Source organism: Tepidiforma thermophila (genome assembly GCF_002563855.1).
Classification (GTDB): domain Bacteria; phylum Chloroflexota; class Dehalococcoidia; order Tepidiformales; family Tepidiformaceae; genus Tepidiforma; species Tepidiforma thermophila.
The window spans coordinates 2,463,284-2,476,059 of record NZ_PDJQ01000001.1 but is presented as its reverse complement, the minus strand read 5'-3'; the positions used below and the strand labels follow the sequence as shown (position 1 = coordinate 2,476,059).

Annotated in this window: 5 protein-coding genes; 3 read left to right on the top strand and 2 right to left on the bottom strand. The window is 63.7% G+C overall.

Features of this window, described 5'->3' with window-relative positions; all coding sequences use genetic code 11:
• Nucleotides 1-7: 7 nt before the first annotated feature.
• Together A9A59_RS12025 and A9A59_RS12020 are read right to left on the bottom strand one after the other, a co-directional pair.
• On the bottom strand, nt 8-370 hold the full coding sequence (locus tag A9A59_RS12025; protein WP_098504496.1) for a hypothetical protein: 363 nt from the start codon (nt 368-370) through the stop codon (nt 8-10).
• A complete protein-coding gene (locus A9A59_RS12020) occupies nt 367-645 on the bottom strand; it encodes a hypothetical protein (RefSeq protein WP_098504495.1) in 279 nt (92 codons plus the stop codon). The genes A9A59_RS12025 and A9A59_RS12020 overlap by 4 nt, the downstream gene beginning before the upstream one ends.
• 3,036 nt (nt 646-3,681) lie before the next feature.
• Here A9A59_RS12020 and A9A59_RS14155 point away from each other — a divergent pair.
• From A9A59_RS14155 to A9A59_RS12005, 3 genes are all read left to right on the top strand, one after another.
• Nucleotides 3,682-3,834 carry a hypothetical protein gene (locus A9A59_RS14155; RefSeq protein WP_165772705.1) on the top strand — a complete coding sequence of 51 codons (153 nt, stop codon included), beginning with the start codon at nt 3,682-3,684 and terminating at the stop codon, nt 3,832-3,834.
• Nucleotides 3,835-5,114: 1,280 nt separating this feature from the next.
• Nucleotides 5,115-5,654 (top strand): hypothetical protein, encoded by a 540-nt coding sequence (locus A9A59_RS13795; protein ID WP_133117614.1) that lies wholly within the window; start codon nt 5,115-5,117, stop codon nt 5,652-5,654.
• A 1,875-nt stretch (nt 5,655-7,529) separates the two neighbouring features.
• Entirely contained in the window at nt 7,530-12,713 is a 5,184-nt protein-coding gene (locus tag A9A59_RS12005) for a DEAD/DEAH box helicase (protein WP_098504492.1), read from the top strand.
• Nucleotides 12,714-12,776: the final 63 nt, after the last annotated feature.

Below are 12,776 nucleotides of genomic sequence, written 5' to 3'. Positions count from 1 at the left end.
CCCCAGCCTACCTTTCCGGCGGCGGTCCCCCGCCCTCGGCGAGTTCAAACCCTGCCAGCCCAATCTCGACGACCTTCCACTGCCCCACCATCGGCCGCCACGTCGTCGCCACCGTCACACTGCCCATCGAGGAGCGAAACCGGACGCGGTAGCGCGCCTCTTCTGCCGACGACGACACTTCCTCGACCTCGAAGCCGTCGATGGACGGCAGCTGCGCCGGCGAGAGACCCTGCGCACCCGACGCCAGCTGCATCAGCTGCGCCATCGCCTCCGGCGCGAGGTCGGCCATCACCTGCGCAAGATTCCCGGTCATCACCGCCCGCGCCGTCCGTTCGACTGCCGCGCGCACGTCGCCGGGCTCCGCACTCACGACGCCGTCACTTCCTTCACGTCGTCAATCTGCCACTTCCCACCATTCTCGACCCACTTGCTCCAGACGACGCGCGTCGTGTCGCCGATGTACGAAATTTCCACCTCGTTATTGCCGAGGTCCTTAATCTCGAAGCTCGTCGCCCGGATGGGATTGGCGGCCAGCGCCATCACCTTTGCCATCGCGTTCGGCGTAAAGTCGCCCATCAGCCCGGCCACATTCCCTGTCACCACATCCTGCGCGTGTCGCTCCTGCGTCGCCCGCAAATCGGACATTTTGTGATGTACCTCTCTCTTAGTTCGTTATTGTTCACCACAGATTCAGACGGCGGGTCGGCCCGTCTCGTTATGGTCGCGTCGGTACCCTAAAATCCGCCCGTGTAGCTGTCAAACTGCTGTCACCGGCTCGCCCCCGGTCGGGCCCCTATCCGGCGGCTTCAAACGCGCGACGCAGCCCCCTCGAAGTGCCACCAGGAGCGAGTGGTATCATCAAACAACCGGCCCAACAGGCCCAATGACCAGGTGGGTAGGTTCCCGGCGGCCATGGCGGTACCGCCGCGTTCACCGCGGTACTCCACCTCTGGGTCGGTTCCGCCCCGAGAACCGGCCCACGACAGGCCCAACCGGCCCACTGCCGCGGTCGGCGCCGCCGGCAGACCCGACCGTCGGCGGCGGTGCTGACGGACAGCTCTGACGATGCGGCCGCCCTAGCGCCGAGTGGCTATCGAGCCCGGTCGCGTGACGCCCCTGCCCGCCTGTGTCCTTTCGGGCCCTGCTGCCCTGCCCTGGAGGGTCACCCGTGCCAGGCTTTGGCCCCGGCCTTGGGTCACGGGCGTTGAATGGGCCATCAGCCCCGGGAGGCCGGGCGGCACAGATCTCTCAGTGATGACCTTTTCCCCAGCTCCGTCGTCGGCGCCCCGGCATTGCGGGACGGTGTCCCCCGGTGCCGCCATTTCGGCCCATGTGACGGTCAGGACTCCCCCGGCTGCTGCCAGGGTTCGAAGGTAGAGGCAGCGGCGTTCTCGTGGCGTCTCACCGCATCAGCGGAGCCATCCCCCTTGTGCCCCTTGGATGCCGATCGCACAATCCCGACTATGCGCTTTGGTGCTGTCATTTCGCTGCTTTTCGCTGCGGCCGTGCTGGCTGCCTGCGACGATGACAGCGAGGAACTGCTGGCCCTTCGGGAGGAGGTCGCAGAACTTCGCACCCAGGTCTCTGCAGCGTCGGCCGCATCGCCCGGTCCCGGCACACCTCTGGCGTCCACCCCCACGCCGACCGCGACCTTCACCCCGACGGCAACAGCGACACCGGAGCCGCCGACCGCCACGCCGACACCGCCTCCGCCGCCCCCTCCACCTCCGCCGACTCCGATGCCGGCCGCGACTCCGAGCCCCCGCCTGACAGCGGAGCAGGTTCGGCAAGCGGCGTATCGCCGTTTTGGGGACTGTGTCCAGCAGGGCAGTGCGGTGACTGTCTTGCCGGTGTCTTTTGATGCCACCTACGTCGGTGACGGTGTTTGGAATGTGGGTGGTCCGGGCGTAATGGTTGGCGGCTACTACGGGTTTTTCGAGGCGACGCTGAGTGAGGTCACAATGACCTGGCTCGTGGTCTTCGCGCCCCCGGAGTGCCGGTAGCCTGCTCGCCCCGGCGACGGCCTGAGGCCTGGGCATATCTGGCTGCCTGGAGGCCAGGGGCTGATACCGGCCCGGGGTCGACGCCTTATAGCTCCTCTCCCCTCTGCGCCTCTGGCAGTCTCAGCGCTCTCGAACGTCGCGGCCCGCGTCGCTTGCTCGAGGTCGCCACCGGCGCGCCTCGACGTCCAGACGATGGGGACGGTTGGGAGCGGTTGTTGTTCCCGGCCCGCCAACGGCTGCTAACAAGGTTTGGGCATTCCGGCATGCAGGGTTTCCGAGTCCGGAGCGGTCAGAGCATGATCGCTTATCGAGCCTTGCCCGCGCGCGGGATGCGCCTGGGCGCCTGCCCGGCATCTCGCCGATAAGTCGTGGCGCTTTGGCCGCAACATCCGCACATTCCAGGAGAGGCGATGCCGCGACTCGGCTGCTAATCCTGGGCCTGACTCATATAGCGAGCTTGGCCGCCCGGGACACTCGCCGGGCTGCGGCTGCCTGTTCCTTCTCTCGGTTGCGTCAGCTCCAGCGTGTGCGGCGCCGGGCGCCGCCATGGCGGACGGTCCGTCGCGGTGCCGCGAATTTTGCACGTCGGCCCGAGGGCGTTTGCCCATCGTCCGGCCATCGAACTAGTCCAAGCGAACTTACTGCGGCCTGAACGACGCTACCTGATTGACGCCGTCGTAGCGTCCCGTATCGGTTAGGGTCCGACAGCCATCATCGTCGCCCCCTCTCCAATGGCGGCAGACGCAGCCATCTCTTGCCATAGCTCGGCGCACGTCTGCATCTCGCCCAGTCGTGCACTCCCGCCTGCGCTTTCGATGGCTCTGGCCGCTTCGGTGCCAGGTGCGAGGACGAAGCACGGCGGTTCCCCTGGCAAGGTCGACGCCAACCTCCGGGTTGAACAATGGGCGCGTCAGGATGAAGAAGTGCGCCCTAGCGTGCGTCGATGGGTGGGCGCCAGGACCACGCAAGAGCCCGCACGGGCGGGTACCGAGACGCTTGCCCCTGGCGATAATGCTCTGGACCGCTCCTGCGGACGTGTCGCCCGCCTCCAGTCCCTGTCCTCCACGGCGGCTTCCCGCATGCCTCGCTTCGCGCGCTCCGGAAGAGCGCGAGCGACTGCGTCGTCGGGGGCCGCGCTTGGAGAAGATCTTGAGGTCGCACACGTGCATGCTCATGGTCTGGGACCTGGCATCGCAGGGTGGCCGAAGGCAGGAACCCAGGCGCCCGCTTGCCCGGCGATTTCGGCCGCTGCCTGGGCTGTGCGCTTAAGGCAGGCTCTTGCGAGATTGCCGCCCGACTCACGGTTTGATTGGCATCTGGTAATGTCTTGTTCAACTTCTGAGCAGTATTTCTCAACTTCCAGCCTTCCTTCCATGAAAGAAGCGATCGCTTATTCAAGATTTTATACGCATCTAAAGTAGTTCCATTCCTGATTTTTCTAATTGTAGTCATTCTGTAAGGAATGTTCTTGCGGATAGATTTGCGATGTTGATAGCGATGGACGATTGCTCATATCCGACTCTGGCAGTCACCCTCGGCGCGTTGACCACGAGCCGGGGAGAAGCGAGAATACCGGCCTACGGCGGACCGGCGTTCGCGAAAACTGTCGCCTAAATGTCGCAGTTGCGGATGTCCCGGTTCTCCGGACCATGTTCCAACTCGACGGGAGGTGGTCACGATGGACGAGAAGGAAAAGGAGCTGCAGGAGCTTTACCGGCGAGCCATCTTCATACCGATGGGCCCCCGGGCAGAGGAGCCTGACGAGGCTGCGAGCGAGGAGCAGGAGAAGGAGGAGAAGGACAAGGACAGGAAGAACGGCCAGTCGGCTTAGGCTTAACGGGGCCCGAACGGTTGCAGGCTGTGCAATGCCCGTATGCCACCGGGCTGCCTTTCGGGCTTACGTGTTCAAAGGGCTCCTGTGCAGCCTGAAATGCGGCGCGGGACTTGGCTCTGGCCGTCCCAGAGCTGGTCAGGGGGTGCCGCACCTCATTGGCCTGCTGCCTGGCCGGCTCTGCACATCTCGACCTGTCCTCGGATAGGCCCTCCCTTCGCCTGCGGTGGGTTTCGGTTGCCCCACCAGCCTCGTCCGATTCAGGAGCCTTACGCCGGGCGAGCGATAGCAAGCGAAGCCGATCCGTGCCCTTAGCCTGATGTCCGCGAGGACGGCCGACTCGCCCCGTTGCGTTGGCGAATGTGAGGCCGGGGACCGTTGGTGGCTGATGGGTTGCAGCCGGCTCGACCCCTGTCTGGCCCCGGATGTCGCTGCTTGCCGGACTGGCCGCCCCGAGCGATGCGGAGCTGAATCCTGCCGATTGCGTTTCGGGCCAAGGGGAAGGCGGTTGGCCTGGCGCATGCAGGGTCAAACCGGCGGTGCGCAGCCTGCAAGGCCTTCCCCGTACCGAGGGTCCCGGCGTCGTAGCCGAGGGGCGCACGGTGCCGCCGGCGCCGACATGGGAACCCTGGCGCTGCAGCCGCGAGGGCAGCCGGCACGCGGCCCGGTGCGGCAGTGGGCACCCGCAAATGCCGTGTTGCCAGCCGCCAGAGGAGTCTGTACTGTCCACGGCGCCTGTCGAACGGCTGGGCATCGACGCTGGGCGCGTCGCGCAAGGGGCACGGCCCGGTCGCTTTTCAACTTCGAATCAGGTTCCCGGGACCCGCTGCGTTGCCAGCAAGCTCTGTTCAACCTCGGTCGTCCGCGCAATCCGGAGCACGGCGTGCAGGGAGCCTGCTGCTGCCGAAAACGCAGAAGCATGACGCGAATTTGTCGCATACAGGATCGCGTCCCTCAGTGAGTCCGGTCCACGTGCGTCGTCCAGTGTCTCCGCGCCAGGTATCCACAGCTCGGGCTGCTCAATGGCCGGAGATCTGTGGCTGCTTTGGTGTTGATGCCGGTATGCCTTCCGGCAGGTAAACGTGTCAGGTGTGTGTCACTGTGCCGTCCACCCACTCTAGAACCGTGGAATGGGCTTGCGTCGGCGGTGCCGGCTGCGGCAAGATAAGTGGCCGCGGACTACGACGACACTGCAAAAGTCGGTCAAGGGAAATGTCGTAGCCCAGCTCTAGGGGAATACGGATATGTCAGGCGAGAGAACCGAAGACCTTAAAAGCAGCATGACTCCTGAAAAATTGGCCGAGCTTATCGCTGACGATTTTGGCTGGTTGCTTCATTCAGACGATCCTAAGAAGGTAGCTCTGCGTCTCATCGATGAATTCGGATTCGAAACCGTGCTTGATACTTGCTTCCATCCCGACCCTTTTGTTAGAGCTGAGGTCATTGGTGGTCGGATGAGAGAAATGTCGGACTGTTCTCTGGATGTCGCTAGGTGGCGTCTGCACAACGGAGACGACTACTCGCCTTACGTGGAAGCGACAGTTTACCGAGGAAGGTTCTACAACTCTAGTTGGTGCGATGCGGAGAAGATTGGGGTGGTTTTGGACGACGGGAGTTACATGGACTTCGGCGAAGCTTCTGACTCTCTCGACTGGCGTGAAGCCGTAGACTGCCTGCCGGTCGGCGAATATACGGTCGTGGGCAACGAACCGATTGTCAGCGAGGTTTTAGAGCGTCTCAGGTCAAGGGGATCGAAGGCGTGGGATGAAAAGTCTGCTGCCGAATGGGATGAGGAAGAAGCCGACGAAGAGGAGGCCTGAGGGGGTTCGAACACGGCTGAGGGGGTACCACGCGTCCGACGATGGGGCTTAAGGGGAAGCCCCCTCCCCCGGTCCCCTTGGGCAGCTCGCCGGTCCAAGAGAGGCTTTGCGCAATTCGCCGGGGATTACTGGGCTGGTGCCTCTCTGAAGGCCGGTTAGGTCTCTGACGCATGTTTGAGGTTGTTGGCCATCTTGTTTCGTCTGCGCCAGGGGCCGCGCCCGGGGCGGGCGGCTTGCCTCCTGCCTGGGCGCAAATTTGACTCCACCGCTAGGAGAACCTTGTTACCGGTAGCAGTTACCACCCCGCGGCCCCGCTTCGTTGCCCGGACGCAGCGCAGTGGGCTCTTTTTGGGGAGCTGTGTCACGCTTCAGCCCCGCCTCTCCATTTACCTTCAGTACCCCCGTGAGGTGCGGTAACCACGGCAGCGCATTCCACAAAAGAGCCGACAGAAGACCGGGTCGATTGCGGCAACCAGGAGCTTCCGGCCGCCACGATCGGCCGTTGCACCCCCAACGGCGCCTGCAGTTCGTTCCACTCTCCCTGCCCCATGGCCGAACCGCAGCCGAGCATCCGGCCGGCTGGGCGTCGCTGACGACCGGCAGGCGACCGATTGCCCGACCGCTGCGGCGTGACGCGGCTCTTTGCAAAGGGCCGCGGCTCCTCACCGGCAGCCGAAGGCCGATGTCCGGGGCGTACCGTTGCCGGTCGGCGGAGCCATTCACCCTTTCGGTGGCCGCCCTGGCGATGGCGGTTGAGTCATGGTCTGACGGCTCGCCGTACGCAAGGTTTAGTTTCCCCCTGTCGCAGACGGCTGGATGCCAGCCATCTGGCTCCACTTCCGGGGTGTATTCGCGTGCCGCTGCCGCTGTCCGCCCATTCTCGCGGCTGCGGTGCTTCCGGCCCGGTATCCGCCAGCCCCAGAAACCGAGTCCAGCACCCGGTGTCGGCTGTGCCCTGGCCGAGCGCTGCTGAACGTTTCGAAGCCGACCGGGCTGGCCTCCATGAGTGGCTGTCGAACCAAACCCTTTGTGGCGAAGGGTTCCCCTGCCCTCTCAGCCGACTAATCCGCAGGCCGCTTCGCCAGGGAGGCTCAAGTGGCCAAAAGTTCTGTTTCTATGCCACCGTGGATGGCGGGCCAAGGCGTCTGGCCGGTTCGCTGCGGCCGAGGCCTTGGCCCTGGCGAAGCGTGGAGACCTTCCTTGGTGGTGCGCAGTTCATCTCGCGTTCAGCCGGCGGCGGCTCTGCCGGCACTTGCTTTGAGTAGACGAGCAGCCGGGTGGCTGGACCCAATGTGGCGCGACACGTCCCTGCCAAGCCGCCCCTGATGCCGGCGGGCAGTGCATGGCTTCCCTCGAGCATCCGAACCGGTCAGCGGTCGCCAGCCAGCGGCGCCGGCTTCCCCCGAAATGCCATGCCCAGCCCATATCGACAGCTCAACAGTGTGTACGAGAAAGTCCGGACAACATCGCTGTCCACGGGCTCTATCTCGATAACTCGACTCTGGTGGCCAGCCGATGCCCCTTCGGCCATTGGGTCGATGCCGGCCCTCGACGCTGCGGGTCTCCCAATCGTCGACCAAGGCGAAGGCTTGCGCCTGGGCCAGCGGACCGGTGAAAACCCACTGCCTCGGCCACCTCGTCAGGGAATGCTCGGCCCCCGGGCAGGCCTGCTAGCTCCCGGCGCGTCCCTGCCGGCTCTCCTCGCCCAGCCCTCTCGGGGAACTCCAGTAAGGTGCGATGAACTGACTCCGGCTGGGGTCCTCAGTGTCGCCCGGGGGTCTGAACAGGGCAGGCACGCTGCCCTCTGCCCTGTTTGCCGCTAGAATCCCGGTACTGTTCGTTCGGGCTCAGACTTTTCCGTCACCTGGAGCAGCCATGGACGTCTTCTCCCTCCGGAATAGCCTGGTCAAGGAGTATCGCGACTTCGTAGAGAGCTTCCTGACTATCCGGGATGACCGAATTCGGGCAGTCGTTGACCAGGCCCTCAGCGAAGGGCTGCTCTGGCCTGAAGCACTGGTCCAGCTAAACCCTGGCTTCAAAACGCCGGCAGACATTGACACGCTCGTGGACCGTGGCCTGCTTCACGAGGAGTGCCGCCGCATCTTCCGCAAGGATAAAAGCGAGCATGACCCTGTTGGCAGGCCACTGAGGCTCTATCAGCACCAAATCGAAGCTATAGAGGTCGCAAGGCGCAGCGAAAGCTACGTGCTCACCAGCGGCACCGGCTCAGGCAAGAGCCTTGCCTACCTCATTCCAATCGTGGATGCCATCTTGCGAGAAGGCCCCGGTAAAGGTATCCGGGCTATCATCGTGTACCCCATGAACGCCCTGGCCAACAGCCAGGCTGGCGAACTCCATAAGTTCCTCGAGCTTGGGTTCCCTGGAGGTCAGGGGCCCGTCCGTTACAAGAGGTACACGGGTCAGGAGTCGGACGAAGAGCGACAGGAAATTGTCGCCAATGCTCCAGATATCCTGCTCACCAACTATGTCATGCTGGAGCTCATCCTGACCCGGCCCTTCGAGCGGCCCCTTGTCCAGGCTGCACGCGGCCTCAGATTCCTGGTTCTGGACGAGCTCCACACCTACCGCGGGAGGCAGGGCGCCGACGTGGCCATGCTCGTGAGGCGGGTCCGGGAGGCCTGCGAAGCTCGCCAACTGCAGTGCATCGGAACTTCGGCAACCCTCGCAGGTGTCGACGACCTCAAGCAACAGCGCGAGCGTGTCGCCGAAGTCGCAACGCTTCTCTTTGGGACCACCGTCGGGCCCAACAGCGTCATCCTCGAAACCCTCCAACGCGTCACCGACCAACGGGACATGTCGGACCCCGCATTCGTCCTTGAGCTTCGTCGCGCCGTCGAATCCGGGTCGGTCCCTGCCTCAGCCGAGGAACTGAGGAGAAACGCCCTTGCCTGCTGGGTTGAAGAAAAACTGGGAATCGAGCAAAAGGGCCAGCACTTGCGGAGGGCCAAGCCCCGGACGATTCGTAAGGACGGCGGCCTCGCAGCCGAGCTGGCCGAGCTCACAGGCCTCGACCCCGAACGATGTGCACAAGCGATCGAGGCCATCCTCTCTTCCGGGTTCCGTGTCCTCAATCCAGAGACGGGCCAGCCCATGTTTGCCTTTCGGTTGCATCAGTTCTTCACCAGGGGCGATACCGTCTACGCCTCGCTCGAACCCCCGGAATCCCGGTATCTGACCCTTCGCGAGCAGCAGTATGTTCCTGGCGACCGGTCAAGGCTGCTCTTCCCTCTCGCGTTTTGTCGAGAATGTGGCCAGGAGTACTACTCGGTTGTCGAAACGGCCCAGGGGGCGAACGACAATGTCTCGTTCCAGTCCGGCGATGTGTCACCGACCACGTTCGAACCTAGGGACCCTCGGTCAGGAGGCGAGGGTGCTGCTTACCTGTACCTGCCTGACCCTGATGAAGCACCAGATGCGTACCGAGAGCGCATTCCTGACTCCTGGGTCGACCCTTCGACTGGAGACGTCCTGAGAGCCCGGCGGAGCAAGCTCCCCCGCGCTCGCCGCGTGGGGGCGAACGGAGAGCCCTCACCAGACGGCCGCGAAGTCCTGGTCATTCCCTCGCCAATTCCGTTCTGTCTCCGATGCGGGGTGTCCTACGAGGGGAAGGAAAGGCAGGACTACGCCCGCCTCGCGACCATCGGTGAGGGTGGCAGGGCTTCTGCGACGACTATCCTGGTCGCCGAAGCACTGCGCCGCCTTAAGGATGCCGCCGACCTTCCGCAGGAAGCCAGGAAGGTTCTGAGCTTCACCGATAACAGGCAGGACGCCTCGCTCCAGGCAGGACACTTCAACGACTTTGTTCAGGTTGGCCTGCTTCGCTCAGCGCTGTACAGGGCGGTCTCTCAGGCCGGGCCCCAAGGCCTGAGGTATGACGAACTAACCCAGGCTGTCTTCAAGGCCCTTTCCTTACCGTATGAACAGTATGCAAAGGACCCCGAGAAGGGGTTTGCCGCGAGAGACGAGGCTGCCCAGGCGCTCCGGGACGTCCTCGGCTATCGCCTCTATCGCGACCTCGAGCGAGGCTGGCGGCTCACCGCACCAAATCTTGAGCAGTGCGGGCTTTTGAGGTTCGAGTACCTCTCCTTGGCGGAACTCTGCTCCAGCGAGAGGGACTGGCAGAGCCTTCACCCCGCGCTCGCCGGGGCGACTCCCAACGAGCGAGAGGAAGTATCGCGGGTACTTCTCGACCTTCTCCGCCGCGAGCTGGCCATTAGCGTCAACTACCTCGAGTCCGGCTATCTGGAGCGGATAAAACAGAGGTCTGACTCCCGCCTGGCAGCCCCTTGGGCTTTCGACGAAGACGAAAAGCTCAAGAGCGCATCAGTAGCCTACCCCGGCCCCCGCCGCAACGGCGACGATAAGGACTGGAGGCACGTCTTTATCTCGTCGAGGAGCCTGTTCGGGCAGTACCTGAGAAGGCTCAACCGCAGCTCAGGTCGTCCAGCTCTCAGTCAAAGGGAAGTCGAGGCGGTCATTGCGGACCTATTTAAGGTCCTTCGCATCGGCGGGCTGGTTGACGTCGTCGATGACCGGGATGAAGCTGCTCCCGGCTACCAGCTCTCAGCCGCTTCGATGGTTTGGTTGGCCGGCGATGGCACCAGACCCATGCATGACCCCCTGCGGGTGACCCTCTTAAATGAGACCCCCAGGGGCGCAAATCGGTATTTTGTCGACCTTTATCGGCAGGTTGCGGACACGATGGTCGGATTTATGGCCGGGGAGCACACCGCCCAGGTCCAGTCAGGAGTCCGAGAATTCCGCGAAAAGGCTTTCAGGGAAGGCAGGCTTCCCGTGCTTTTCTGTTCGCCAACCATGGAGCTTGGGGTCGACATCGCCGAACTCAATGTGGTGAATCTCCGTAATGTTCCCCCAACCCCGGCCAACTATGCCCAGCGCAGCGGCCGTGCCGGCAGGCGGGGCCAGCCAGCCCTGGTCTTTACCTACTGCTCAGCTACCAGCTCTCACGACCAGTACTTCTTCAATCATCCCGTGGAAATGGTCGCCGGCCAGGTGTTGCCTCCCCAGCTTGACCTTGCCAATGAGGACCTCCTCAAGGCTCACGTCCACGCCGTCTGGTTGGCCGAAACCGGCCAGGACCTTGGGTCGTCGATGGCCGATGTCCTCGACGTGTCCGGCGAAGCGCCTTCCCTGGAACTCCAGGCCTCACTGAGAAACGCTCTGGCCAATCCCGCGGCCAGGGAGCGTGCGAATGCGAGGTGTGCCAGCATCCTGGACACGGTTCCTGGCCTTAAGGAAGCGGACTGGTACCACGAAGGCTGGCTCGATGAAGTCCTCAGCAGGGCCCTCACGAGCTTCGACGCCGCCTGTGACCGCTGGCGCTCCCTCTACCGGGCAGCGCTCAACACCAGAGAGGAACAGAATCGCATCATCGGGGACGCCTCACGCTCCAGGCAGGACCGTGACCGTGCCAAGCGGCTCAGGGCCGAGGCCGAATCCCAGCTTGATCTGCTCCGCGCTGATACTGCTGGAAACCGAACATACCAGTCAGATTTCTACAGCTATCGCTACTTCGCCAGCGAGGGGTTCCTGCCCGGGTACAACTTCCCCCGGCTCCCGCTCTCCGCATTTATCCCCGGCCGGCGCGGCACCAAGGGGCAAGACGACTTTCTCTCACGCCCAAGGTTCCTGGCTATTGAGGAGTTCGGGCCCCGCGGCATCGTCTACCACGAAGGGGCTAGGTACGTTATCAGCCGGGTCCTTCTGCCGCCGAGCAGAACTCTTGACGGAAAGCTCATCACCAGCTCGGCGAAGCAGTGCAGCGAGTGCGGCTACCTCCACCTTATTGCCGAACCCCCCGGACCTGACCTTTGCGAGCGCTGTGACCGCCTCCTCGACGCCCCCATCGATAGCCTTTTCCGCCTTGAGAATGTCTCCACGGTTCGCCGCGAGCGGATTACCTCCGACGAGGAGGAGCGCGTTCGGGTTGGCTACGACGTGCAGACCGGCATCCGCTTCGCTGAGGAGGCCGGTGCTACTCGGGCCAGGATTGCTGAGGTGCGCAAGGACGAGGAGAAACTCGCAACCCTTACCTACAGCGGCGCCGCGACCCTCTGGCGGATTAACCTCGGCTGGAGACGGCGCAAGAGCACGGCTGGAGTGGGGTTCTGGATTGACCCTGAGCGCGGCACCTGGCAGCGGCGCGAAGATGAGTCCGATGATGCAGAGGAAAAGCAGGAACGGCCTCGCCAGAGGGTGGTGCCCTACGTAGAAGACCGCCGCAACGCACTTCTGTTTGAACCTGTGACCCCCCAGGATGTCCAGTTCATGGCCTCACTGGCGGCTGCATTGAAGCGGGCCATACAGGTAGAGTTCCAGCTCGAGGAATCCGAGCTTGCTGTCGAACCGCTGCCCCGCCGCGAGAAGCGCAATCTACTGCTCTTCTACGAAGCCGCCGAAGGCGGAGCCGGCGTCCTCCGAAGGCTTGTCGCTGATACTCAAGCAATGAGCCGGGTCGCCCGCCGCGCCCTCGAGATTTGCCACTTTGACCCCGATGACGGCAGAGACCTCGGAAAAGCCCCACATGCCAGCGAGAACTGCGAGGCAGCCTGCTACGACTGCCTCATGAGCTACACCAACCAGCCCGACCACAGACTCCTTGACCGGCAGTGCGTCCGTGACTTTCTCCTCGACTTGGCCGGGGCCAGGGCCGAGCCATCGCCCGTCGCCACCCCTCGCCACGAGCACCTCCAGGCCCTCCTGAACCTTTGCCAGACCGAGCTCGAACGCCAGTGGCTGCGCTTTGTTGATGAACTTGGGCTGACCCTGCCAACCAGGGCCCAGAAACATATCCCCGCAGCAGATGCGAGGCCTGACTTCACCTACGATGACAGCCTCACGGCAGTCTTCGTTGATGGACCGGTTCACCAGTACCCTGACGTGGCCGCCAGAGACCGAGAGGCTGAGCGTCGCCTTGAGGACGAAGGCTGGACCGTGGTCCGCTTTGGCAGCGATCAGGACACGTGGGAAGGGGTGTTCCAAAAATGGCCGGACGTCTTCGGCAGGATTTCCAGGTAGGGTCCCTCGTCAGGGTCCGTGGCCGAGACTGGGTAGTCCTGTCCGACGCTGACCCTGACCTCC

Coding starts and splice junctions, on each gene's coding strand:
- A9A59_RS12020 (WP_098504495.1), bottom strand. CDS start 645: ATGTCCGATTTGCGGGCGACGCAGGAGCGACACGCGCAGGATGTGGTG.
- A9A59_RS14155 (WP_165772705.1), top strand. CDS start 3,682: ATGGACGAGAAGGAAAAGGAGCTGCAGGAGCTTTACCGGCGAGCCATC.
- A9A59_RS13795 (WP_133117614.1), top strand. CDS start 5,115: ATGACTCCTGAAAAATTGGCCGAGCTTATCGCTGACGATTTTGGCTGG.
- A9A59_RS12005 (WP_098504492.1), top strand. CDS start 7,530: ATGGACGTCTTCTCCCTCCGGAATAGCCTGGTCAAGGAGTATCGCGAC.